23 protein-coding genes are annotated in these 25,522 nt (G+C 51.5%); 3 read left to right on the forward strand and 20 right to left on the reverse strand.

Translation table 11 applies throughout. The annotated features are described in order from the left end of the window. Nucleotides 1-47 precede the first annotated feature (47 nt). The 7 genes from BBD41_RS09845 to BBD41_RS09880 form a co-directional block, all read right to left on the reverse strand. On the reverse strand, nucleotides 48-1,772 hold the full coding sequence (locus BBD41_RS09845; RefSeq protein ID WP_099477464.1) for a sensor histidine kinase: 1,725 nt from the start codon (nucleotides 1,770-1,772) through the stop codon (nucleotides 48-50). Between the two features lie 113 nt (nucleotides 1,773-1,885). Beyond that, nucleotides 1,886-2,731, reverse strand: a complete 846-nt coding sequence (locus BBD41_RS09850) for a carbohydrate ABC transporter permease (RefSeq protein ID WP_099477465.1) — start codon at nucleotides 2,729-2,731, stop codon at nucleotides 1,886-1,888. Beyond that, nucleotides 2,728-3,681 (reverse strand): carbohydrate ABC transporter permease, encoded by a 954-nt coding sequence (locus BBD41_RS09855; protein ID WP_099477466.1) that lies wholly within the window; start codon nucleotides 3,679-3,681, stop codon nucleotides 2,728-2,730. Before BBD41_RS09855 ends, BBD41_RS09850 begins: the two co-directional genes overlap by 4 nt. A 512-nt stretch (nucleotides 3,682-4,193) precedes the next feature. Then, on the reverse strand, nucleotides 4,194-4,589 hold the full coding sequence (locus tag BBD41_RS09865; protein ID WP_099477468.1) for a hypothetical protein: 396 nt from the start codon (nucleotides 4,587-4,589) through the stop codon (nucleotides 4,194-4,196). Nucleotides 4,590-4,786: 197 nt separating this feature from the next. Then, entirely contained in the window at nucleotides 4,787-5,926 is a 1,140-nt protein-coding gene (locus BBD41_RS09870; RefSeq protein WP_099477469.1) for an NADH:flavin oxidoreductase, read from the reverse strand. A gap of 38 nt (nucleotides 5,927-5,964) precedes the next feature. Beyond that, nucleotides 5,965-7,503: a DHA2 family efflux MFS transporter permease subunit gene (locus tag BBD41_RS09875; protein WP_077569662.1), complete on the reverse strand. Its 1,539-nt coding sequence runs from the start codon at nucleotides 7,501-7,503 to the stop codon at nucleotides 5,965-5,967. A 38-nt stretch (nucleotides 7,504-7,541) separates the two neighbouring features. Then, on the reverse strand, nucleotides 7,542-8,156 hold the full coding sequence (locus BBD41_RS09880; RefSeq protein ID WP_007131069.1) for an FMN-dependent NADH-azoreductase: 615 nt from the start codon (nucleotides 8,154-8,156) through the stop codon (nucleotides 7,542-7,544). 164 nt (nucleotides 8,157-8,320) lie between these two features. Here BBD41_RS09880 and BBD41_RS09885 point away from each other — a divergent pair, with 164 nt between their 5' ends. Further along, entirely contained in the window at nucleotides 8,321-8,977 is a 657-nt protein-coding gene (locus BBD41_RS09885) for a helix-turn-helix transcriptional regulator (protein ID WP_007131068.1), read from the forward strand. 114 nt (nucleotides 8,978-9,091) lie between these two features. On the opposite strand, the gene BBD41_RS09890 is transcribed toward BBD41_RS09885, so the two are convergent. From BBD41_RS09890 to BBD41_RS09910, 5 genes are all read right to left on the reverse strand, one after another. After that, nucleotides 9,092-9,841, reverse strand: a complete 750-nt coding sequence (locus BBD41_RS09890) for a superoxide dismutase family protein (RefSeq protein WP_007131067.1) — start codon at nucleotides 9,839-9,841, stop codon at nucleotides 9,092-9,094. 195 nt (nucleotides 9,842-10,036) lie between these two features. Further along, nucleotides 10,037-10,480, reverse strand: coding sequence for a YhfM domain-containing protein (locus tag BBD41_RS09895; protein ID WP_007131066.1), 444 nt, complete (start codon nucleotides 10,478-10,480; stop codon nucleotides 10,037-10,039). A gap of 31 nt (nucleotides 10,481-10,511) precedes the next feature. After that, complete coding sequence (locus BBD41_RS09900) at nucleotides 10,512-11,363, reverse strand: P-loop NTPase family protein (RefSeq protein ID WP_099477470.1); 852 nt, start codon at nucleotides 11,361-11,363, stop codon at nucleotides 10,512-10,514. Between the two features lie 308 nt (nucleotides 11,364-11,671). Continuing rightward, nucleotides 11,672-11,989, reverse strand: coding sequence for a type II toxin-antitoxin system RelE/ParE family toxin (locus BBD41_RS09905; protein WP_099477471.1), 318 nt, complete (start codon nucleotides 11,987-11,989; stop codon nucleotides 11,672-11,674). Then, nucleotides 11,967-12,257 carry a type II toxin-antitoxin system Phd/YefM family antitoxin gene (locus BBD41_RS09910; protein WP_077569668.1) on the reverse strand — a complete coding sequence of 97 codons (291 nt, stop codon included), beginning with the start codon at nucleotides 12,255-12,257 and terminating at the stop codon, nucleotides 11,967-11,969. Before BBD41_RS09910 ends, BBD41_RS09905 begins: the two co-directional genes overlap by 23 nt. A gap of 304 nt (nucleotides 12,258-12,561) precedes the next feature. Here BBD41_RS09910 and BBD41_RS30640 point away from each other — a divergent pair, with 304 nt between their 5' ends. Then, nucleotides 12,562-12,636, forward strand: coding sequence for a putative holin-like toxin (locus BBD41_RS30640; protein WP_397311365.1), 75 nt, complete (start codon nucleotides 12,562-12,564; stop codon nucleotides 12,634-12,636). A gap of 331 nt (nucleotides 12,637-12,967) precedes the next feature. After that, the gene (locus BBD41_RS29980) at nucleotides 12,968-13,141 is read left to right on the forward strand and encodes a hypothetical protein (protein WP_167392967.1); all 174 of its coding nucleotides are present in this window, start codon (nucleotides 12,968-12,970) and stop codon (nucleotides 13,139-13,141) included. 278 nt (nucleotides 13,142-13,419) lie between these two features. Here the strand turns inward: BBD41_RS29980 and BBD41_RS09915 are convergent, their stop codons facing one another. The 8 genes from BBD41_RS09915 to BBD41_RS09950 form a co-directional block, all read right to left on the reverse strand. Then, nucleotides 13,420-14,388 carry a tRNA dihydrouridine synthase gene (locus BBD41_RS09915; RefSeq protein WP_099477472.1) on the reverse strand — a complete coding sequence of 323 codons (969 nt, stop codon included), beginning with the start codon at nucleotides 14,386-14,388 and terminating at the stop codon, nucleotides 13,420-13,422. A gap of 511 nt (nucleotides 14,389-14,899) precedes the next feature. Beyond that, complete coding sequence (locus BBD41_RS09920) at nucleotides 14,900-16,477, reverse strand: hydantoinase/oxoprolinase N-terminal domain-containing protein (RefSeq protein WP_099477473.1); 1,578 nt, start codon at nucleotides 16,475-16,477, stop codon at nucleotides 14,900-14,902. Then, nucleotides 16,474-17,589 carry an S-methyl thiohydantoin desulfurase family protein gene (locus tag BBD41_RS09925; protein ID WP_099477474.1) on the reverse strand — a complete coding sequence of 372 codons (1,116 nt, stop codon included), beginning with the start codon at nucleotides 17,587-17,589 and terminating at the stop codon, nucleotides 16,474-16,476. The genes BBD41_RS09920 and BBD41_RS09925 overlap by 4 nt, the downstream gene beginning before the upstream one ends. Nucleotides 17,590-17,593: 4 nt before the next feature. Further along, nucleotides 17,594-18,883 carry a cytosine permease gene (locus BBD41_RS09930; RefSeq protein ID WP_099477475.1) on the reverse strand — a complete coding sequence of 430 codons (1,290 nt, stop codon included), beginning with the start codon at nucleotides 18,881-18,883 and terminating at the stop codon, nucleotides 17,594-17,596. A 39-nt stretch (nucleotides 18,884-18,922) separates the two neighbouring features. Then, nucleotides 18,923-19,504 carry a TetR/AcrR family transcriptional regulator gene (locus BBD41_RS09935; RefSeq protein ID WP_077569673.1) on the reverse strand — a complete coding sequence of 194 codons (582 nt, stop codon included), beginning with the start codon at nucleotides 19,502-19,504 and terminating at the stop codon, nucleotides 18,923-18,925. Nucleotides 19,505-19,722: 218 nt separating this feature from the next. Then, on the reverse strand, nucleotides 19,723-20,532 hold the full coding sequence (locus tag BBD41_RS09940; protein WP_077569674.1) for an AAA family ATPase: 810 nt from the start codon (nucleotides 20,530-20,532) through the stop codon (nucleotides 19,723-19,725). A gap of 15 nt (nucleotides 20,533-20,547) precedes the next feature. Continuing rightward, nucleotides 20,548-24,000, reverse strand: a complete 3,453-nt coding sequence (locus BBD41_RS09945; protein ID WP_237087052.1) for a HEAT repeat domain-containing protein — start codon at nucleotides 23,998-24,000, stop codon at nucleotides 20,548-20,550. Nucleotides 24,001-24,286: 286 nt separating this feature from the next. Beyond that, nucleotides 24,287-25,447 (reverse strand): cobalamin-independent methionine synthase II family protein, encoded by a 1,161-nt coding sequence (locus tag BBD41_RS09950; RefSeq protein WP_099477476.1) that lies wholly within the window; start codon nucleotides 25,445-25,447, stop codon nucleotides 24,287-24,289. Nucleotides 25,448-25,522 lie beyond the last annotated feature (75 nt).

The following is a 25,522-nucleotide window of genomic DNA, read 5'->3' on the forward strand; positions in this document are numbered from 1 at the left end:
AGTATAAGAGAGATGCACAATTTATTATAAAATCGTCTGATTATGCATTACGTCTGTGCTACCTCAAGCCTTGGGAAGATGATCGTTACAACCACCCCTTCAATCTCGCCGTCCTTAACCTGGATCTCATAATTTTCATTGAAAAACGCCGAGAACCGCTCTCTCACATTCCGGATCCCGTAACCGCCCTTGCGGCGATGGTTCCCTTTGCTCTCGGGAGCAAGCCCGCTTCCGTCGTCGGTAATTGTCATGAGGACCCGGCCGTCCTCTTCCTCCGCCTTAATCTGAATTCGGCCGCTTTGCCTTGCATTGAAGCCGTGAATGATGGAATTTTCGACGAAAGGCTGGAGCGTCATTTTGGGAATGAATAGATTCCGGACCTCCTGGGAGGCCTGCACCTCATATTCCAGACCATCTTCCCACCGGATCTGCTGGATTTCCAAATAGCATGCGACGTGAGTCAGCTCCTCATCAATCGTAATAAAGCTCTCTCCATGCGATAGTCCGATGCGGAACATGCGGCCCATCAGCTCCAGAATACGGCTCATCTTCTCCTGTCCCTCCGCAATCGCCATCCAGTTCAGCTGATCCAAGGTGTTATATAGAAAATGCGGATTAATATTGGCTTGGAGCGCTTCGATTTCGGCCTTCCGCTGCTGCTCGTAACGCTGCGCCAGAGATGCGTACAACGCCTGAATTCGCTCATTCAGTCTGCGAAACCCTGCAAACAGTATGCCGAATTCATTGGTGTAATCGCCGGCCAGCTCCGCTTGCTTCCCTCCAACATCGTAATTCTTCATCGCTCTCACTAGCTGGGCGATCGGCTTCAACAATTGCCGACTTAACCATAGCGTTAACAAGAAAGCCAGCAATAAGGCTCCGATGCCGATCGTAATGATGGCTCCGGCCAGCTTGACGCTGCCTGACGTTATTCGCTCCCATGGAGTAATCTCCACCAGCATCCAGTTGGAGTCGGCGACTTTGGAATAGACGACCAGAGACTCGACCCCATGCGGCTGCGTATGCAGCCGAAGCACCCCGGATTGATCCTTGAACCGCAAATCGTGCTCCTGCAACCCGGCATCCTTCATCGATGTCCCGACGCTCAGCAGCTCCCTGCCGTTCAGATCCAGCAGCATCCGGTTGGAATCCTTGGAATATCCCTCGAGAATCCCGCGGATCCAGTCGGCTTTCACATGCACGACAAGAATGCCCAGGTACCGGGAGTTGTTGTACACCTTGCGGGAGAAGCTGAGCACAGGCACGTTCCCATTATAGGTCGTTAAATCATGCTCCTCTGACCAGGAGAAGTCATTGTTCTGCAGCAAAGGATACCATGGCTGTGCCTCGGCAGCCTTTAGCTCATGGAATTGAATATAGCTCTGCCGGTCTCCCCACTCCGGCTGCTCCATATATAAATCGATGGCTTGAATTTGCGGAATCGAATACGTAAGATGAGCCAGCGCTTCCTGTATGCCTTTGGAGCGTCTGTAGTGGTTGAACTCATCCTCTTTGCCCGACAGAAACGTAAGCAAATCATTGTCCCTGGACGTGGTCAGCGAGATCTGCTCGATCGATGTCAGACGTCCCGTAATTTCATTGTTCAGCTCCTCGAGCAGCCTTTTCTGGTAATACGACGTGTTGTCGGCCAATTCCCGCGAGGTCATGGCATAACTGGTCCATACCGTGATCGCCAGCACAATCGTGATCAGCCCTGCAAAACAAATAATAAACAGGGAATCGATCCGGTATTTCTTGAAGGGATTGATCATAAGCGCTCATCCTCCATGCATATCCATTCCGATCCGAAAAAAACATTGAAGCCGTGCGGCGAACCGCTGCCTCAATGTTTTCTCATTTTATAATATATCGGCTGGCCTAGCTACTACCCTTTTAATCCAGTGGTAGCCACGCCCTCCACAAAATATTTCTGGGCAAAGACAAACAGCAGCGTAGCCGGCAGAATGGATACGAGCGACATCGCGAGCAACTGCCCCCATTCCGCGCCGCCTTGCGAATCGTTAATCATCCGCAAAGCCAAGCCTACCGTGTATTTGTCGACGGAATTAATGTACAGGAGATGGCCCAGGAAATCATCCCAGTTCCATAGGAAGCAGAAGATGATGACCGTCACGATCGAAGGCTTCATCAAGGGCATTACAATCCGCCAGTAAATCCCGAACCAGCTGCATCCGTCGATCTTGGCCGATTCATCCAATTCCCGCGGGATCCCGCGTATGAATTGAACGAGCAGGAAGACGAAGAAGGTTCCTCCCGCCCCTCCCGCTAACGCATGCGGCACGATGAACGGCAGGTAGGTGTTGACCCAGCCGAACTGGTGGAACATCGCATACTGCGGAATGATGAGCACTTGGCCCGGCAGCATTAGCGTGAGCATGAGCAGCGAGAACCAGAAGCCGCGAAGCGGGAAGTCCAGCCTTGCAAATCCGAAGGCGACTAGCGTACAGGAAATGACCGTTACGATGATGACCGCCGTAATTAAATAAAAGGTATTCAGATAGAAGTCGGTAAAGGTGAAGCCCGGAACGGAATTCCATCCATTAATGTAATTGGACCACTGCGGCACGGACGGGAAGATGGACGGGGAGCTGAGCTCCTGGTTTGTTTTCAGGGAGGCGCCAATCCACCAAATGACCGGATACACCATCACCGAGCTGAATAGGATGAGCATCGCATGGCGAATTACGGGATTCCATTTGCGTCTGGTCATTTTCTTTTCCCTCCTTGGCTCTCGGACTCGTAGAATACCCAGTATTTCGAAGTCAGGTTAATGATCACGGCGGCAGCCACAATCAAGATCAGCATGATCCAGGCCAAGGAAGAGGAATAGCCCAGCTGATAGCGGCTGAATGCCCTTTCATACAGGTATAACGCATAGACATAGGTAGAGTTCATCGGCCCGCCGCCGGTGATGACGTATGCAGGCGTGAACATCTGGAAGGAGTTAATGACTCCCATAATGAGATTGAAGAATAACGTGGGTGACAGCATCGGAAGCGTGATTTTGAAAAATTGCTTCACCTTGCCCGCCCCATCCACCGCGGAGGCTTCATACAGATCATTCGGAATCTGCTTCAGGCCCGCGAGGAATATCACCATCGAGGAGCCGAATTGCCATACCGACAGGCCGATCAAGGACCATAATGCGGTATCGGGGTTCGTGACCCAGCCCGTGCCGGGAATCCCGAAAAATCCAAGCACCTTGTTGAAGAAGCCGTCCACGCCGAAAATATTTTTCCACAGCAGGGACACCGCGATGCTCGCCCCGATTAAGGAAGGGAAATAAATGGCCGTCCGATAGACGGATATCCCGCGCACGGCCTTCTTCAGCAGGAGCGCAACCATCAGCGCGGCAATCAGCTTTAGCGGCACCGAGGCGAGTACATAATAAAATGTGAGCTTGAGCGATTGGGCAAATTTGTCGTCCGCCATTAGGATGCGCTCGTAATTGTCCAGGCCAACCCACTCAATCGGCTTCATGAGCGTATAATCCGTGAAGGAATAGTAGAGGGACAACAGCATCGGATAGGCCGTCAACGCCAGAAATCCAATCAGCCAAGGGGAAATAAACAGATAACCTGCAAGGGGAGAGTCCCAGCGCTTGCGTAATGGCTTTTTGCGAACAGGTATTCCGGATGCTGCAGATGTTGCTCGTTCCATGAACTCACTCTCCTTTATTCGTACCTTCAGTATAGAAGGAGAGCCGCCGGGAACTACATAAGACAATTGCTCAAAATCATTCAATATTTTCAGAATGTCGTCAGAACGGAAATCCGGAATCCAGGTTTGAAGGATAATCCACAAAAAGATAAGTATAGTTGATGATGAAAAATCCAATGACAAATAGGATTTGGATGATCAGTGCATAGATATGATATGCCTTTGCGTTTTGCCGACCTTTGGTAAGCAGGTAGAACAGAAGAAGAAGGATGCCTAATACGGCCAAGAAGCCAGCCATGTGCATAGCGAGCAATTCAATTTTATCTTGCTGGGTTAGCTCACCAGGTGCACTTGAACTCGCAATGGATCGGGAGGCCTAAATACTCATGTAAGACAGCTTCGATCCCAACCAAGTGAGACAAGCGCCGGCAACAACCAGAAGGAAAATTAGTAATATTGACAATGAGAGTTCCCCTTTATTGGTTTTATCTTCATCACGATCCGCCGCCCCATCAATCCCAATCCATAAAAGACGTCACCATCAGCTCGCTTTCCCTGCAATCTGGACAGGTTAGACGGATCGGGACGTTGTGCTCGATCGGTGTTTGTTTCATTTCAGTTCCGCATCTCTTGCAATGGCAAACGCGCCGATACTGTGACCGGTCTGACTGCATCTCGATGTACAATTCATTTTGAATGCCGTCACATTGCGGGCACACGTACAGCGCCTGATGCGCGTCGTACGAGACGGAACCTTCCTCCATAAATTCTCCGATCACCTGCTTAAGCACCGGATCTGTGACAAACGAAGCGATCGACTTCAAGGAGATGTACATAAAGCCGATTCCTTCATAAATAATGCTGTTGTATTGGCACGTACCGCACTCCAATTTGAATGCTACTCCCATGATCATCCCCCGCGGATGGGCTCCGATAAGCCCGGTAGTTTAGTATGAAAAAAATAAAGTTAAAGTCCACGTTCTTCGAATCCTTGCCGTTCAGGGTCCTGCGCTTGCGGTAAGGATCTATATACCTTTCCATAAATCCCCGACCAAATCCTCTTATGAGTTCAGATCCGGTGCACCGAATGATATTCAATCATGGATCAGTATAGGGAATTCAGCGCATCGACTGTGAAAGGTTTCAGCTCGCAGAACCGTCCGTTCCGGATTTTCATCGCCCACTCTGGGTCTACTAACAACGAGCGCCCAACGGCCACCAGATCAAACTCATTTTGCTCAAGTCTTTCGATCAAACCATCGAGCCCGGTAAACTGTGTCGCTTGGCCGGAAGCGAAGGAACGCATGAATTCTTCGTTTAACCCTACGGAACCGACGGTAATGGTCGGTCGTCCGGTCAATAATTTGACCCATCCTGCCAAGTTTAGGTCAGAGCCTTTGAATTCGGGTTCCCAGAAGCGCCGGGTCGAGCAATGATAAATATCAACACCTGCGGTTGTCAGCGGCTCAAGGAATGCTGCCAGCTGCTCCGGCGTTTCCGCCAGCTTGGCCGTATAGTTGGCGGTTTTCCATTGAGATATGCGCAGAGCAATCGGGAAATCGGGACCGACCGCATGCCGAACGGCGCGAATGATTTCTGCAGCGAAACGCGTTGCCCCCTCGAAGCTGTCGCCACTGTATCGGTCCGATCTCCTATTGGTTTGTTTCCAGAAAAATTGATCGATCAAGTAGCCGTGGGCTCCATGGATTTCGATACCGTCGAAACCGAGTGACTTGGCGTCGGCAGCCGCTTGGGCGAATGCGTCAATCACGGAAAGGATATCCGATTCGGTCATAGGGGCGGTTACTTGTTGGCCGGACAGGTCGATTCCGGATGGTCCTATAGGGAGAATTTCCGGATTCGGAGGACTGCCGATTTTCCGTGCCATGCCGACATGCCACAATTGAGGAAAAATTCGGCCTCCTGCCGCGTGGACTTGCTCCACGACAGACGACCAGCCTTTCAGAGCAGGGCCATAGAAATGGGGGACGTTCGGATGGTCAGCTGATGCAGGGTGGTTGATGACGGTTCCCTCCGTTATGATCAGACCCACCCCATTCTCGGCACGACGCCGGTAATACCGGGCAACATCAGCACCGGGCAGGCCATTCGGCGAAAATGATCGGGTCATAGGCGCCATGACGATTCGATTAGGAAGCGACAATTTGCCGATCGAAAATGGCGTAAATAAAGGCTGTACGGAAGGGTGAACGGCAGATGCGTTCCCGTTTGATTGATTAGACATGATAATGAATCCTCCTTATTTGTTCTCTTGCGTAATTTTTAAATTTCAAGCCGTGAACTTGTTTTAGCCCGGGACGCCTCTTCGGAACGTTTTTTAATTTTCATCGATCCGACCGTCAGAGCCGCGATGGCACCGAGGACAGAGAAGCCAAGAAGCAGAACAAATCCTTGTGTAATAGCATGATCCATCGCGTGTGTAAAGTAGGACACCAACTCCGGTTCAAAACGATCTTTATATCGCAGCACGGTTTCAGCATCCGGCGGATGATAGGACGGGTTGGAGCTCGAATTCAGGTTGAATCGTGTAATTGCCGTCTCGACCGACGCGGTTATTTGGGAATTGACGATGACGGCCATGATCGAAGCACCCATTACGCCGCCCATGCTGCGGCAGAAGCCGACAAGCGATGAAGAAATACCGATGAATCGCTCTTCAACGCTGTAAGCGACAGCGTTCTGACTGAGACTGTTCAAGGGGCCGAGAACGCCCAGCCCGAGCAGGACAACCATTCCAATGAATTGCCAAAAAGGAACAGCCGGCGAAAGACTCATGAACAAGCTAGAAACAACGATTCCGACCACCATATTGACCACCATGACGGTCCGGATTTGGAAACGGGTGAGAATTAAACCCATCAGAACGGAGCCGATGATCATGGACAACATCAACGGAGTCAGCAATAAATTTAATCGGCTTTCTCCCAGTACATAGTTGGTATAGAGCGGCAGGTAGGTCATCGCGGCGAACATCATGGCGCCTTGACAGAAGACGACGATGCTTGTTCCTGTCACCATACGGTTTTTGAATAGCTTGAGCGGCAAGATGGGCTCCATGGCCCGCCGTTCCACCATGAAAAAGCTTATGACCGCCAAAACCGAGATCCCGAACAGGGCAATGATCTTCCAGGAGGTCCATGATACGTTATTACCGCCAAGCTCGAGCGCAATCATGGAACAGACCGTAGCAATGACTATCAGTATGGCACCAAGCACGTCGATTTTCGGCTTTGTCTCCGCTCGGGATTCCCGGAGCGTCAGGAGCAGTGCCGCGAACGAGAGGATCCCGATCGGCAGGTTGATATAGAAGCACCAACGCCAGGATAGCGTTTCGGAAATCCACATGCCGATCTGCGGCCCCGCAATCGAAGAGAGTCCGAATACGGCACCAAATATTCCTGACAGCTTCCCCGATTCTTTGGGATCGGTATACAAGGTATATATCAAGGAGAAGGATATCGGAAAAATACCGCCGGATCCGATTCCTTGTATGACCCGGTAAATGCTTAGCTGCTCCATCGTCTGGGCCGTTCCGCAGAGTGCGGAGCCCAGAAGGAAGATGCCGATGGAAACCAAATACAAGGTCTTCCTCCCGAAAAGATCGGAGAGCTTGCCGAATATTAACATCGTGCTCGTTCCGGCCAGTGCGTAGGTGGTATAAATCCAGGTGACTCTATCCAGACCGCCGATGTCGTCTATGATTTTGTTGACACTTGCCGATACGATCGTGTGATCCAGTGCGGTCAGCACCAAGCCTAAAGCAATGGACATCAGTATGATAAACCTTCGTTGTTGGGCCAATCGACTCCACTCCCTCTATTTTCGATATCCAGCCGCCGTCAGAACATTTTTGCCGCAAGTGCCGTGTTTCTGAGACCTTCAGCAATGATGGTCTCCCTGCGATTGGGGTATTGGTTATGACCTTCTATAACAATCGTGGTAATGTCCGTAATGCCGAACACCTGCAAATGCTTTTTGACGAAGCTAACCGCAAGCTCATCATGCTCCGCATAGATACCGCCTCTGGCACTTAATAGAGCGACTTTCTTGCCTTGCAATAGTCCAACCAAGCCTTCCGCTGTATATTTAAAGGTTTTGCGGGGCTGATGCAGATAGTCCAGATACGAATGCAAGACGGCTGGAACCGTCAAATTCCAGAGCGGGAAAGCTATGACGATTTTATCGGCTGCAAGAAACTGATCCAGGTACTTACGAACAATCTGCTGCTCGGCTTCTTCTTCCGGGGTGAGCGTCATGCCTTGGGCGATTTTATAATTTCCCGTAATCATCGTGGTCCCCAGATAGGGTAGCGGTTCATGAAATAAGTTCACTTCCACAATCGTCTCCTGCGGGTGCGATTCCTTATAGCTTGACAAGAAGGCTTCGTACATTTGCACACTGACGGCATGCTCCGCCGGGCGATTGCTCGCTTGAATAAATAACGTTGTTGTCATTTCATTTCCTCCATTCATAGGCCACTTTTGATGGACTATACTTTATAAAGTATTTTATTTATAAAACAAATTTAACCAGTTTCTTTTGACTTTGTAAAGAACTTTCTTTAGAATGTAAGGGGAGAAGCATCTCTCGTAATATGTGATGTGGGGGTCGTGAACCATTGAAAAAGAAGGACGAGTCATCTGTAACATCCACCAGAAAAGCCATTGTAACGCTGCTGAAGCAGCATGGTCCTATGGATGCCGTTACGTTAGCTTCGAAGTTATCATTGACAGGGATGGCTGTGCGTCAGCATTTATATGAACTACAGAAACAGGAAGTCGTTGAATATGAGGAAGAGGCTCGTCCCATCGGCAGGCCAGCAAAAATATGGAGGCTGACGGCCTTGGCCAACCGTTGGTTTCCTAACGGCTATTTGCAATTATCGATCGATTTAATTCATTCGGTCAGGGCCACGTTCGGAGATGAAGGATTGGGGAGAGTGCTTGAGGACCTCAAACATAATCAAATAATAAAATATCGGGAGCATTTGTCCGATGCGGACAGCCTAATGGACAGGCTCCAAAAGCTGGTCATGATCCGTATGAACGAAGGGTATTTTCCGGAAATACAAGAGCAGGAGGACGGAAGCTTCTTATTCGTACAGAAACATTGCCCGATCGCAGAGGCTGTCGCTGTCAGTTCCCGTTTTATCGATAACGAGCTCGAACTCTTTCAATCGGTGCTTGGCGATCATGTGACCATCGAACGTGTTGAATATCTTTTGTCAGACGGCCCCAGCTGTGCCTATCGGATAACGGACAATCAGGGTCTGTGAAGATCACCGGATCATTTTATACTTTCTGGTAACTAAAAAACGCATCTCCCTGTGGAGATGCGTTGTTCACGGGCATTTCTATGTGTTAACCGATAGCGCCGCCTGCTTGCCGGATTACTCCGGGATATTTCCTCCGGCCACACGGTCGCCCGAATTGCCCGCCGGATCGGTGACGTTGTCATCCTCGCCGGCATGAATGATCAGCGAGCGCCCCAGTACCGAGTTGGGCTGGCCTTTCTCTAGCGTTCCATGCTGAATGATCGTCTCCGCTTCCACGGTGCCGTCAGCGCCTACGACCAGGTTCGGCATATCGCCGACATGGCTTCCTTGCGGATTTTCAAGGCCATGATGCTTATGGGTCGGGTTAAAATGGGCGCCGGCAGATTTAAAATCCCCATCTTGAATCGGGTTCTCATGCACATGGAACCCATGCTTGCCCGGAGTTAGTCCGGATGCGGTAATCTTCACCTTCACCCCGTCATGGATCTGCTCCAAGGTAGCGGAACCAATAGGCTCTCCCGCCGCATTGTACAGCTTGACTACAGGATGCCCCATGGATTCCTTCCTGGAAGCCTCGCTCCAGTAGACGGGTTGGTTAACTGGTTCCGAATCCATGCGAGCTGACACACCGTTGCGGCCGGCAGGCATATTAGGATCCGAGGTTGCCGTCCCTTGTTTCGCTAATGGGCCGTCAGCGGTGGAGTTGTCCTTCCCGTTAACGTAATCGCTTATTTTAGACGTTGTGTGTTTAATCGCGCTTAGGGTTCCTTCGGGATTCGCAGCAATCAAGATCCCTATAAGTAATAGGGCTCCGGCAAGAAAAGCTCCCGCCATATATTTTAACTTGTTAGTCTTCTTCTTCACTTCATCGCCTCCTGAATGATGGTATCATTCATCTCCCAATCCTCTGATTTTATACGTCTGGGCCGTGATTTTATGAGAGTTGGGGCTTTCGGCGTTGGCGATTGATTCCGAAAGACAGGTTCAAGCGATAACAGATAAATTTTAGAACTTGAATCATCTGAAACGGCGGAGCAGAAGCGGATACAGGCTACGGCTTTAATTCCCCTCAGACAAAATGAGTTCTCTCATCCGATCCGTATATTTGGACGGTACCACATATACATCTTCTCCCCAATCTTTGAAAGCATAGCTGAATACACTTTCCTGTCCCTCTTCCCCTAGCCACAGCCTGATGGCATGAACGGGAGATTGCTGTGCATAGACAACCATCACATCGTAATTCGGTTCCGTTCGTTTGGCATCATCTGGCTGCTTGCGGGTCGTACGGATGGCTTCCTCAAATACGCTTACATCTTTCGCTTCCTTCAAGGACAGCAGCGTATCCCCATTCATCTCGTCCCAATTCTCGAATGCCGAGATCCGGATTTCGGCGATCTGTTCGTCTAGAAGCTGCATCGTCGCCCAACCCGTCTCTTTCTCGCAGCCTGCCATTAGGACCGTTGTAATACACAGAATCGTGATCGTTAATAAGCGCTTCATTAAACCGGCCTTTCTTATCTATGGAAGAATATTACTGGATAACGCCATGCAGCTTCAGCTTGTTGATCAGCATGGTTTTGTACGTGTCTTGATCATAAAGGGAGTTATTGATTCGCTCCTTGTTCAGTCCGAGCTTGTCTAAGATGCTGTATTCCAGCTGGCGCCGGGCTTCCAAGACTTGCAAAGTCCCTTCGACGCCTTCTAGACCGTAATGCTTGCCGTATCCCTGCTGGGTGTAGTAATGGACGAATCCTGTGGCCCAAGCCTCCGGGCGTTCCCGGATGGCCTTGCGGAATGCGTATCCGAGATCGTTTTGCTCAATGTAGAACAATAGGGGATTCAGCGGGTGGATCGTCTTTTCCAGCCCCAGCACGTAGTCCGTCACTTGCTCTTCCGGCGCATCATGCTTCACCATACCGACGGTCACCGGATTCTGAATGAAACAGCACTCAAAAATCATGACCGTATTCTCATGCACCGCCTGCTCCGCATATGTCTCCCACCGATCGGTGATGAGTCTTCTGTTGAGGTCCGGCGGGAGCTCGTAAATATCCTGTTTGGACAACGAATGATATAGATCATCCGGCATAGAGGCTTCATATTCGTTCTTCAGTTTCTGGTAGGGCAAGAGATACCAGCTGCCTTTCTTGGCAGCCCGTTCGATCAATATTTGTTTAAAAGGACCTGCGACCTGCAGCAGACGTCCGAATTCTTCTTCAGTTAAACACGCCGTTCCCTCATAATCTGCCGGATGTTCTGCATCCCCTTCCATGACAAGCCGGGCCTCGATGTTTCGTTCGGTAAGAATGTCATGAATCATCCGGGACGTCGTGAATTTGCCGAACCCAGGCAGGCCCTCAACCAGGATCAATTTTGTTTTCATTACAAATCCCCTTCAAAGCTCAAAATAATTACAGTTTCAAATTATTCTGTAGGACCCAACGGATATCCTCTTCCCCATATAAAAAGGCTGCGAAAGACTTTGCGTCCGCAGCAGTGAGAAATACTCGGTATCTTACCGTATTCCGAAATTGAATCGAAGATAGGGATTTACTAGGTAAGTAATCTCAATCATAAGAAAAAAACCACTCCTTATATGGAATGGTTGATTACGAACTGAAAGAGCAGTGGCGGCAATGTCCCTTTCCCCTGCTAACTTTTCCATCAGCATATACCTTCAATTTAGTGTTGTTAGCGTACCAGCCAGCGATAATCTTGCCTGCAATCTACAATATGATCCACATACACCATCTCATCTTGGACCTGGTACAGCACTAGATACCACTTCTCCACAAACATCTTATGATATTTGTTCGGAGGTATAAATTCCGCTTCTAGAAAAGGATAACGTTCTGGCATCCGCGCCAATGAACGTATCGCTTGGAGCAATTCGTTTTTCGTGTTGCGTGCAGCCTCGGGACTTTTTTCCGCAAGAAAACGCACATGGTTTGCTAACATTTGACGGGCACGGTCAGAAATGATTACGTTATAACGAGGTTTTTTTTCCATGTTCGACCTCATCAATAACACTGTCCAAATAGGCATCCAATTCGTCAGGAGTTACACCAATGCGTCCAGCCAATCGATCCTCTTGAACAGCCAGCAACTCTTCACGGAGCTTCAACATCTTCTCACGACGGGAGAATGCCTCAATGTCCATGACGACGAGATCCCCTTCACCATTTTTGGTCAAATACACGGGTTCCCCGGACGTTTTACACAAATCAGCAATTTCATTATAGTTTTGACGTATACTCGCCGATGGTTTAATTAACACCGTATCCGCTCCTTTCATAGCCATTCTTTAATCATATTGTACCTATATTCTGCTATATATTCAATGTAACCCCCTACTTTCACTTGTACACTTTTGAAAATGGGCAATAACGAAACTCACTCCGTACCCTTCAAAAACTCAATGATATATCCAATTCACTTCTGATGGTTGTATTCATGCATGGAGGCAAAAGAAAAAGCCCCGAATATCGAGGCCTGTATGCTTTAATTTGGAATGTACGACATTCGGCTAATAAGGGCGGTCGGCTAGTCTCCCGGACGGGAGGTGATGCCCATGACAGTGTATGGAAGCGATGAGCTTAATGCTTACCTTCGGGACGTTAATCGTCGCATTGTTATCGTTGAATAAACGAAAATAGACCGCCCGTCGCAAGGTTACGGTCTATTTTCTGACTGAAGACTTGCAGCCGGCCGCTCTTTTAGCGGTTGTTGTGCAGGGGATCGTGTTACAGCACGGTCCCTTATTTATTCTTATCATATCATTTACCCGGTTTTAGTCCACAATGATCAGAGCTGATTTTCAGATGAGAGCTCGATCCGATATTCTGCCACTTCAATAACCAGCGATATCCAGCAGCCACTGGTACAGAGCAAGTCCTCATTTCGTATCCATTCTGCATCGAAAGAGGGTATCGTTGCTGAATATTGAATACATATGATAGGTTACAAAATGCTTGTAAGGAGGTTGGCATGAGGCAGGAGGATGAAATCCAAGCGCTTAAAGAGCGAATGAATTCTGTTGAAGAGCAGCTGGCAAAGAAGTCAAATGGCTTCAAGACACTTAAAATAGGAATCATCATAATACTCGTTATTTTTCTCTTATTAGTTCTTATTGGGATCCTCCAATTTGTGAGCGCAGGATAAAGACCGTCAAGGGGCGGTCTTTTTCTTTGTCCAATGGAAGACGCAGCAACGTCCCCTATCGACCGGGGTAGTCCCTGGCTAATAAAGCGGGCCGCCACGCGGGGCATTTAGCTGATATCCACTCAGCTTCCCGATTTTAACAGCGACCGAAGCCGATATACGCACCGCCCACGGCTCGCTAACGGATGCAGCCACAACCCTCGCATTCAAAAGACAATAAGAAAACCACTCCTTTAACGTAAGGAATGGTTTGGATGTGAACCTATACGGTTCCGAGCTTATACTACTCCTCCACCCTCAAATTCATCAAGCAGTGCACGTGCTTCATCGGTTGACTTTGCGTTCATTAAGCGATTTCTCAACTCGCTTGCCCCCCGGAATCCACGGACATAGATTTTGAAGAAGCGGACAAGGGCGCTGAAGGAGCGCCGCATCTGTTCGGAATATTGATCATGCAGATCCAAATGCAGCCGCAGCAGACCCAGCAATTCCTCGCTGCTATGTTCCTTCGGCTCCTTCTCAAAAGCGAATGGATTATGGAAAATCCCGCGCCCGATCATAATTCCGTCCACGCCGTATTGTTCAGCGAGCTTCAGGCCGGTCTGACGGTCAGGAATGTCCCCGTTAATGGTTAGAAGTGTATCTGGCGCTACCTCATCACGAAGCTGTTTAATCTCCGGAATCAGTTCCCAGTGAGCGTCTACTTTGCTCATCTCGTCTCTTGTCCGCAGATGGATGGACAGATTCACAATGTCTTGCTTCAAAATATGGGTTAACCAGCCGCGCCATTCGTCTACCCTGCTAAAGCCGAGCCTTGTTTTTACGCTGACGGGCAGTCCCCCGGCCTTTGCGGCCTGGATAATATCCGCTGCAACGTCGGGACGGCAGATCAGGCCGCTTCCCTTCCCATGCTCTGCTACATTCGGCACAGGACAACCCATATTAATATCGATGCCTTTAAACCCTTCTTTCGCCATGCCGATACTCATCTGACGAAAGTATTCCGGCTTATCGCCCCAGATATGCGCTACCATGGGCTGTTCATCCTCTGTAAACGTCAAACGTCCGCGCACGCTATGATGCCCCTCCGGGTGACAATAGCTCTCTGTATTCGCAAACTCCGTAAAAAACACATCCGGTCTGGCTGCTGCGCTTACGACATGGCGAAACACTACATCCGTCACGTCTTCCATGGGCGCCAGCACAAAAAAAGGCCTCGGCAAATCCCGCCAAAAATTTTCTGTCATATCCAATACTCCTCTATAAATGCAGGGAAATCTTTATCCCGATATAGTAAATGTAAGCTCGTTCATGCCCTTGCTTTTTCTTCACTTATAGCATATTTAAGCCATGCATATCAAACGGCAGTATATGTTAAAGCCGTAGACACATAAATGAATATATCACAATCCGAAGTGAGGAGCATACTCCCATAGATTTGTGAAAAAAGGGCATCGCCCCTTCTCAGAGAGCCTGAAGAGTCCAAGGCCCCTGCCCTTAAGTTGATGGCTATCATATGTCCAGAATCCCATGGGAATTAATAGTCTCTACCCAAACAAGATTGCCGGGAAACGTTCGGCAGCGAAATAAAAAATGGCGGTACCGGAATGGAATCCGTACCGCCATTTACATGTTACTTGGGTCCCGCGCTGTTCGCCGATCGCGACTAGCTCCGTTATGCGAAATGCCCACTGGCTATGCGCAAACTTCTCATGCGGCAGCGAATAGCGGTCGAGCGAGGCTAATGCCTTAAGCGCGTTACAGCTTACCCGCAGCTTTCACTTTCACAAGCAGCGCATTGCCTGGCAAATACGCAATCGGAATGTCCTCGACAGACACGATCTCTAGCGTCTCCGGGTTCGCGCCGGCAGCCGCTGCCTCGTTCATGGCGCTCTTCTTCGCATCGCGGATGACGTCGTCATAGCTCCAGTCGTCCAGCGAATAGATCCGCTCCGACTCCCCGCTGACCAATCCCAATGCTGCGCCGATTGCGTTCGCCGCATCATAGTTGTCCGGCCGGATGATTCGGCTTGCCCCGGCCAGCGTCTCCGGCACCAACAAGCTGCCGCCGCCGACCAGTATGACATCGACCGGGTCTGCACTCGTCTTCATCCGGTCAATGGCATCTTCCAGGCTCTGCTGCATGACTGCATCCGCTTTGCTGCAGACGACTTCGTCCACGGCATCCGCGTTGGTGCCCGGCCATGCGGCTCGGCCCAGCTTCACCGCTACGTCCGTCGCCGTCAGCGTATCCCCGCCAAAGATGCGGGCCCGTTTCGTCAGCTCGTAGCCCACACTGTCCGGGCCAACCATTACGCCGCCCGCGTCATCAAGCCGGACGATCGTGCCGCCCCCGAGGCCGATGGACAAAATATCCGGCATCCGAAAATTCGTGCGAATGCCGCCGATATCCACCGCTGCCGACGATTGGCGCGGAAAGCCTTGCACCAGCACGCCGATATCCGTCGTTGTGCCGCCGATGTCAACGACCAACGCGTCGCTAAGCCCGGACAAATGCGCCGCGCCCCGAATCGAATTCGTCGGTCCGCACGCAATCGTCAGAATCGGGTAGCGGAGCGCATACTCGCTCTTCATCAATGTTCCGTCGTTCTGGCAAATATACAGCTGCGCCTCAATGCCGAAGCCATTCAACGCTTTCTCGAAGCCGCGCACCACGCCTGCAATGACTTGCAGCAGCGCCGCGTTCAGCACGGAGGCATTCTCCCGCTCGAGCAGCCCGATGCTGCCAATCTCGCTGGAATACGTGACCGGCATATCCGCACCCAACACTTCGCGCACGATCTCTCCGGCCCGCTTCTCCTGCTCACGGTTCACAGGAGCAAATACCCCGCACACCGCCACCGCGTCGACTTCTCCGCTCATCCGGCGGCACAGCTCGGCGATCTCCTCTTCGTCCAGATTGGCAATCTTGCGGCCATCATACTCATAGCCGCCAGAGGCGATATAACTATGCGGCCCTACCGCAGCGCGCAGCGATTCGTCCCAGCCGGCAAGCGGCGGAACGGCCGTCGTTGCCGGAGCGCCGATACGTATCAGGCCAACCCGGCCGAGATGCTTGCGCTCCACGATGGCATTGGTGCAATGCGTGGTGCCGAGCATCGCATAGCGAATGTCCGAGCCATTTACGCCGCTTTCCTGCAGCAGCAGGCGAACGGCCTCCACAATGCCTTCGTTCACGTCGGCCGTCGTGTGGACCTTCACCTTGTGCACGCAGCGCAAGTCGGAATCCAGCAGGGCGGCGTCTGTATTCGTTCCACCCACATCAATGCCGATGCGGTAAATCCGGTTTGCATTAGATGTTGTAGTCTCGGTCATTTCGCCGCACCTCCTTTCGAAGCCAACGTCTCGATCGGCACATAATCAAAGTCATAACCGAAGTATCTCGGCCCGGCCGTCTCGATGCCCTTCGGCGTCCGCCATTTGTCATCACACGGCAAACCTGCTGCCGTCACCCGGGCGCCATACTTCAAGTTCTCCGTCGTCACCGGCATGCCCGTATCCTGATCCAGCAGCGTAATCAGATCAGGCGTAATGGCGAGCGGTTGATCGTCAACGGTGGCGAGCAGGAATTCATTCTGGAAAAACAGCCGCATCGTTTCTCCCTTGTTCTCACCGGTGCCTTCAAATACCGCTTCGCCGCGCGTAAAACCGCCGTCCATGCGGCGACGGATATCCACGGCCTTCCCATGGAACAGCGCATGGCCGTTCAGCTTCGTGAGCAGCTCGCGCACAGGATTCAGCTTCTGCTGCTTCGCTTCGAACAGCGTCCGCCCGATCTCATAGGCGAGCGTCAGCGTGCCGCCGATCGCGCTTCGCTTCGCCTGCGCGCCGGATACCGGATAATCGCAGATCGAGGCAGAGCCCCCCATCTCCACCGTCAGCGCACGCGCCAGCCGTTCTTCCCACACCCCGTCAATCGTATGCATCAGCGCGCTGTTGCCGCGCTCGTCCGCCATCGCCACCGGGCTGCAGGGGATGCCTTCCAGATGGAAGGTCACCATCTGCGATTCGGGAAACGCGCGCCCCATCGCATCGGCATCGACAAGCGGAATTCCACGCTGTGCCGCCGCAATGACCGGAACGAGCGAGTTGCCGCCGCCGACCTCGATCGGCATGACGGCGTCCACCTTGCGGCCGAGCTCTCTCTCCATCAGATCCAGCGGCTTGGTCAGCTGGTCTGCCGAAGGGATTTTCTCCAGCATCACCGTCGGTGCTCCGATCATCGATACCGGCACGATAAGCCCTTCATCGTCCAGCTCTTCGAGCTGGACAATTCGAACCGGGCCAAGCTCGCGGATGGCCTCCACGGCCATCAATTTTCCGACATGAGGATCTCCGCCGCCGCCCGTGCCAAGCACCGCAGCGCCGATCGCGATATATTCGATTGACTGTTCATCCAATGTTGTTAATCTGGTTGCCTTGTTCATGCTTTCATCCCTTCTTTACGACCCATTTGCCAATGATTGCTTGTACGGTAAATGCCATCAGGAAGCTGTCCAGCGCGGGAACCTGCGTCACCTGGAACCATCCGAGCCCATCCGGGGCCATCGTTGTCATAAACCCGAAGAACGTGGCGATGACCCATACGACGATGGAGCGGGGGATCCAGCTCCGATTGCTATCCAGCCCGTCAAACGAGAATCTCGTTTTGTTCACCAACAAATACTCAGCCGTGTAAATGCCGCCCAACGGTGCGACAAGCATCGTAATGTACGTCAGGAACGTCATGAAACGGTCATAAATACCGAAGCAAGCAAGCGCCGTCGCAATTAAACCTGCAATGATCGTGATCACGGATTTAGGCACCCGTTTGAATACGACGGAGAAACCCAGTCCCGCGGAATATAAATTGTTCGTATTGGTCGTCCATTGTGCCAGCGTCAGCACGATAATCGCCGGAATTCCGAGTCCGAGCGTCAGCAGAATGCCCGTCAGATCGTCGGAGTCCATCGCACGCGACAGGAAGATCGCGATGATGGTCATGAAGCTGTTGCCGACAAAGAAACCGATGAACGCGGCGGTAACCGCATGCTTTGGCGTTTTGGCCCAGCGCGCGATGTCAGGGGACAGCGCCGTTCCAAGAATAAAGATGCCGATGACCAGCGAGATCGCCGTCCCCATCGGCAGGGCCTCGCCCTCGAACGGTAACCAGACGGTGCTTCCGCCTTCCCCGTTAAGCGCCATGACCAGCGCGATAATGATAAACACGACGAGCAGCGGTACCGACCAGACGCTTAGTTTCTCAATCGCCCTATAGCCCCAGATCGCCGTGGACATCATGAGAAGTCCGCCAATAATCGACAGCGCCCAGAGCGACCAATGCCAACCCCACAGCTCGCTTAACGCCGTCTGGAAGTTGGAAGCGAAGAAGCCGACCTGAACGCCGAACCAGCCCAGCGATGAAATGCCGAGAATGACCGAGACGATCAGCGCCCCTTGGTTCCCGAACAGAAACCGGCTGATCATGGCCGTGGACAGGCCCGTTTTGGCTCCTACATAAGCGCAGACAGCCCCGATCAAGCCCAAAATGGCCGAACCGACGATGACCGCCGTAAACGAGTCGCCGATGCTCATGCCCGCGCCGAGCTGTGCCCCCAGGAACATCGCGGACAGGTCAATGCCGATCGCAATCCAGACGAATGCCATCGAGAGCCATGATTTCCGCAAATGCTGGGGTACGGGCTCCCGTTCGTAATCTTCTATTTTCGTATCGTTGCTCATGCTCCCACCCTCTGCTTTCTGTACCATCTTGTTGATTGCCTAAGCTTTGACGGATCTCCAGAACATCTCAAAGGCATGTTTCAGCTTCCGTTCAAACAGCTCCGGCGATTTATAGTAGTAATATTGCATGCCCAGCCCGTCCATCAAGGTAAGGTACGAATCCACCAGCGTCTCCATCGGGATGACGGCCAGTTCGCCGCGATCCAGACCTTCCTGCATAATCTCGCCGATAATGCTGCTCAGAAGCGTATCGAACCGCCCAAACGCCTCGTGCATCCGATCTTGCAAGAAATCCGGCGGGAAAATTAAGTACCGGAAGGCAAATACGGCAAGCTCCCGCTTGTCCCGGTGAAAATCGTATTGACGAAGCAGCAGCGCATGCAATTTTTTCTCCGTGCTCATTCCTTTGCTGGTTTCCGCCATCGCTTGGATATATTCGTTGTAGGCACTCATCGATTCTTCGAAGACCGTCATGAACAGATCTTCCTTGCTCTCGAAAAAAGCGTAGATTGCCGGGGTTTTGACACCAACCTCCTTCGCGATTTCCGATAATGCCGTTCCGTCGTAGCCCTTCTGTCCGAATAACCTCAGCGCAGCTTCTTTCAGCTTCGTTCTGGTCATGTTCATCCCCTTTTCTCCGGTTTAATTAACGTTAATTAAGTAGATTATACAACTTTCTGCATAAAAATCAATTGATTTAATTGCCCAGCCGAATTGTCTTCGAATCTTTATACGTTCAATGATTTAAGCAGGACAATGGACCAAGGTAGATAAAAATTCCCATACCAAAAAGAGATATCCCAACTCGAAGGATACCTCTTCTGGAAACTCAAACCTATTCATTCAAACAATCTTTGATGCTTATGAAAAAATCGGTAAAAGAATTGTACATTGTCCAGTTCAAACCATTCTGCCGTGTGCAAAATCTGGGCATCGAGATTGTAGATCTTCGCATGAAGCGTACCCAGAACAAAGGGAGAGTGTGTAGCGATAATAAACTGACTGTCAAAATAACGCGCCAGATCATTCATCTGCTCGGCCAGCTTGATTTGATTCGCCGGAGAGAGCGATGTTTCCGGTTCATCCAGTAAATACAGTTTACCGGGTAGCAAATGCTCCTCAAAAAACTGCATCGACGTTTCCCCGTTCGAATATTTCTCCTGAGCGAATTGAATGATATCCATCTTCTTTTTGAACTCATACGACTGCTCCAGCTCTTCTACCTCTTCCTTGCTCTTTCCCTTTACGAGCTGCTCATGCAGCAGCCCTTCGCGAAGCACGTTTTCCTGCTGTATTTTCTTGATTTCATACAATATATCCTCTGACTTAATGTACCGGCTCCCTTCGGGAAGCTTATATACGGGATGCTCCTGATCATCATGCCCGAGCTCATAGCTGCTTTCCTCGATAAACCGCTGTGCGTACGCGTTGTGACCATAACTCGTCATTCGCTCAGCGCCCGCGATGTTCAATTTGTTAGCGATTAAATTCAGCAAGGTGGATTTGCCTGAGCCATTACTGCCATATAACACTGTGATTCGATCAAACAGCAGAACTTCCCCTGCGATGTGCCTGAACACATGATCGGGATATATATTGGGATTGCTGGAAATGGAAGAAGAGAGTTTGAAGTTCCTTAAATATAGCATCGCCTTCGCTCACCTCTATTCACGCACGGTCCAAATATCCAACGCAGCCAGACGGATCGCCTCATGTTCATGCTTCCGGTACGCTCTCAAACGGCCGGTACATGCCTGGTTCCACAATAAGGCTGCCCCCGCAACCTGCAGCAAAGAAAGACCGAAATATTGGGCCGCAAACGACTGCCGATCTTTCAAATGATCCACCAGATCCAGCATCGCCTCCGGGCTCCAATACGCCTTGCTGGCATTGGCTGCCTGAGCGATCTGTCTGTAAACGTGATCCAGCAGATACGGATGCGTGTCCACCACCTGAATCACAGGGTCCAAATGCAGGGCCGCCTGATCCGCCTCGCTCCATTCCACCATCGCCAAATATAACTTGATCACGGCGGGTTTCAGGGTTTCTCGGAATTTTTTAAGAGCATCGATCAGGCCCGTATATAAAGGAATGAGCACCCGCCTTGCATTGAGAGGCAACGAGGTCAGCTTGTCGATCAACGCCGCCAGACGCTGCCGCTGAGGAAGGTCTCTCTCCGGCGCAGCATTCCATTCCGCCCTCGTCTCCATGCCGGCAAGCTGTGTGCAAACGCTGATGACCCGATCGTTTACCTTGCCGTCACGGCATGCCACCACGAGCGTATCCATCGCCGTCTTCCATCTGGCGTTGTCCTCCATATCAAGAATCGCTCTGCCGGTGCTAGCCGCCACCTTCTCCTCGCTTCCATTCACCCAATAGCTCATCGCCTGGAAAGCCTCTCTTGCCACCACAGCATCGGGATGTCCTGCGATCTCGGCAATCAATTGCAAATACCTTGGCCGAGCCTCCACCGGAAGTCCGCCAGGGTACTGGTTAAGCAGGCTTCTTGCGATATCACGCTGCGGCGAAGCAGCCATGGCACGCATCATGGACCAGCTGCGTTCATTATCAAGCCATTGTCTGGCAGCATGCCCGATGGCGATCATCACGTCTTTGTGCACATTCGGCTTTTCGTATTCACGGATGAGAAGCGCCATGCTCTCACTGCTTTTATGAGCCCCAAGGAGCCGGATGACCTCTTTTCTGACCGTGATCTTCAACTTCTCCCGGTTCAGCAGGTCCGACAGCGTGGACGTCAACATCATCGGGCTCACCCTGCGCATGCATCTGGGGATCGAGTACATGGCAACCCTGGCACGGTCTCCATCCAGGTTGCCCAGCAATACAGGAAGTGCCTTCTCCGGCTCTTCCCCTAACGAATAGGCGTGAAGCGCTGCCTCGACGACATGCACTTCCTGGTCCTGCAGCAGAACCTCGAATTGATCAGAGCGATAATCCGGCATGACGGCCAAGCTTCGCATCGCCGCTGCACGTTCATGGAAGCTTCGTTTGGCATCCAATGCCACCCGCTCCAAGAGGGAGGCTAGTGCCTTTTGCTGACGCGGCAGCCACCGGTGAAACCCATTGTGGGCGGGCACAACATAAATCGTTTTTCCCGATAAATGCTTGCCTTGGATGATTTGCCCCGAGATGAACGGGTCCAGCCATTCCTGACGCTTCAGATGCAGATGCTTAAATACGTCGTGGAATGAGATGAAGGATGGGTCTCTGTCCAGCAGTTCTCTAACTCTCTCATCCCGCGTTCTGTACGGTGCCAGCCAATAATGGACCGCCTGCGGCGATACCGTTTTGGAATCCATCAGCTCTTCCAGCAGAAGCTGCAGCTTCGGCAATCGATCCACGGCTTTCCCGAAAAAATTCGCCATACGCAGGACCACACTCACGTTTTCGCGCTTGTTCGCTTCTACGCCAAAGGCGTAAATCTCATCGAACAACGCTTCCAGCGCAGAGCTTGGTATGCTCTCCCAATCCATCAAGAAGAGCGCCAACTGACCGTCCCGCATCGTCAATCTTCCGAACGTTCTCAAAGCGAATTTGAACAGCTCGCTCTTCGGCTCCAGTGCATGTGCACGCAGCAGGGCAAAAGCGAGCTTCTCCGTGGCCGACCTTGTCCCGTACGAAGTGTCTCTCGCTTCCACGACGCTATCCACCAGCACAGTCAGATCGTTCACATGCTCTTCCTTAAACATGGGGGCAGGACAGTTCGAGAGCTCGACCATCACTTGCCAGCGCACCGGATCCTGGTCGTTCTTGATCCGGGTCAGGAAGCGCAGCGTCTCATCCATTCCGCTTCGGGATAACGCCGTACTCCGAACGAGGTGGGCATAGGCCGCAGCACGCTCATCGCTATTTGACACCTGGACGGCCTGCACCAGCTTCTCCCTGGCATTCGCAATGAAACGACGCGCCGTCGTTTCGAGCATGCTATCCCGATGATCGCGAACATCGCGAAGCCCCAGCATGCGGGCGGCTTCCTTGTCGCGCAGCCGATGCGGCAGTACATCCAGCAGCGGCATAGGGAACATACGCGTCTTCCGCTCATCCTCCTTATAAGCGGCATCAAACATCGCTTCACGGCAAGACGGGGCAAGGGTATCCAGCACCTTGGCAACATGCTCAGGCCGATCTGCAAGCAAAGTCGTCAGCGTGGTCCACTGCGCTGTGGTGAACCATCTTCTCTTCTTCAAAACTCCTGCCGGAATGCCTTGATTCAAAAGCTGTTCACGCGCATCCTCACGTGTCAGCAGCTCGAATACGTCCGCAGGGCTGGCCTGAATCAGTATGCCCAATTGCAACTTGAGTACGGGATGAATCATATCCGTCGGTCCAAGCTTCAAGGCACATTCCAACACGACTGCCGGCCTTGAAACACCCAGTACCTCAATCGCGGAAGAGAGCGTCCACCATACGCTGACCTTTTCCCGATGCGTTGCGTTCTGCAAAGCATTCTTGAAATACGCTGCAGCCAGATCGGGATAGCGCTTCGTTACAAGCCGCCAATGGCGTAGCGCATACCCCAGCTCAGGAAGCCTGCTGCGAACCATCTCTTCGCTGCACGCGGCTAATAATAAAGAGGCTTCTTGCGCCCCCCAACGGTCAAGCACGAGCGGCAGCAGCCGTTCCGCCCAATCCTGGCGACGGGTATTTACGATGCTCCGCAGCAGTTGACGGCGGCAATGATAGGACATCTGCACGATTTCGGATTCAACCGAAAAGTCCGGAGCTGTCACCACCTCCGGCAGTAATCTGGCCGCCCGTCCTCTGACCCCTGCCTTCGGGTGCTTCAGGGCAAACAAAACCGCACGCGCATCATTTACTACACCCGCACCGGTCAATGCCAAATGCGCCTCATAGGCGGTGCCGCTTTCGAGCAAGGATATGAGCAGCGCAGAAAAATCCGCATCTCCTTTATACTGGCGCCCCAGAAGCGCCATCCGCTTCATCCTGTCCGAGTAACCCAGCAAATCCAGCTCCTTGAGCAGCTGCTCTTTGTTCAACAGATCATGGTTATATGTCAATATTTCCTCTCCCCTCATGCTCTTATGGCCGATCACCCATTTATTCGTAACCGGTTTGCGCAAGCTCTCTGGAAACATATAACTTCTCCATAAGCGAGAGCTTCTCCTGTTCGATACGACAGTTCGGGCTTGAATAGCCTACGGAATCGGCCATTGAAGCCGGGATGTATGGTGGAAGCTATGCACTCAATCCATATTCACGATCTATATCCAGTGGTCACGTCCTGATTCGGGACTTCTGCCTGTGAACGGGGGAACAGTAACTCGCTGCGTACAACACGCCGCATACAAAAAGAGATGCCTCGCGGGGCCGTTAGCAGCCCTCTGAGTCATCCCTTTTTAGCTCCATGATATTTATTCGAATTTAGTTATTCCAATATTGCTCGGCAATCTTTTGACCTTGATCGATTTTTGCCCATTGCTCGGCTTCGCTTAGCTCGTTACCGCCATCGCAGGATGCAAAGCCGCATTGATGCGAGAGCAGCAGACGATCCTTGTCAATGATTTTGGATGCTTCGTCAAGCAGACGGATGACGCGGGCTTCATCATCGAGCGTATTTGTTTTGGAAGACAGAAGGCCCAGTACAATCTCCGTTTCCGGCCGGTCCTTGAAAACCTCCAGCGCTTCAATCGAACCCGCACGCTCATCATCCCACTCCAGGAAGAAGCGGTCATATTTCAATTGCTTCAGGAACAGGTTGGCGATTTTCGCGTAAGATCCACCGCCCATGTTCCGGGAATCATAGTTCCCGCGGCAGTTGTGTGTCCACATTTTCAACCCGAGGCTATGACCGAAGTCAATCAATGTATTGTTTAGTTCAATAAATTCGGTGGCGAGACCCTGTACTTCCGCTTGGTTAATATGCTCCCCGGTAAACGGAGAGTTCGGGTTATCGTCTGCAAACAGCTCCCATAAGCAATCATCGAATTGCAGGATCGTGCCGCCCGCCGCTGCGAATTCCTCCACGAATTCCTTATACGCGCTTACAAGGCCCTCTTTGAGCTCCTGTCTGTTCTGATAAACGGCATCCGTTCCGCCAATGTTATCCGACCAGGAGAGCTCGCCGAAAATATGGGAAGGAGACGGTACGCAAAGCTTCGTTTGGTGATCGCCTGCGAAATCCTGAAGCTGTTTGAACAGCTTGATGAAATGATGATTCGTTCCGCTCAGTTTGCCAGTAATACGCAATCCAATATCTTTGCGGGTTTCATATTTCGAGGTTCCGTCCACATCCCGGAAGAAGTAGCCATGATCCGCGATATAACGCTCTACTCCGCCAAAGCCCCATACAAAATCGAGATGCCACATCGATTTGGAAAATTCGCCGTCCGTAATAACCGACAGGTTATGCTCGATTTCCTTCTTCACGACCTCTTTGATGGCCTCGGTCTCGCACTTGGCATACCCTTCAAAATTTTCATAAAACGGATACTGGATATCATCACGATGTTCAATTTGCTTTTTATATTTCAGCAGCTCTTCAGGACGCAACAAACTTCCTACGATCTGAAACTTATCAGTCATGTAATAACCCCCCTCGTTGTATACGATGATCATATCACGACGAGCGGGGTTAGAAGGCATACCAAAAGAATATGA

Origin of the sequence: Paenibacillus ihbetae, from assembly GCF_002741055.1 — a bacterium.
In the GTDB taxonomy this organism is placed as follows: domain Bacteria; phylum Bacillota; class Bacilli; order Paenibacillales; family Paenibacillaceae; genus Paenibacillus_AQ; species Paenibacillus_AQ ihbetae.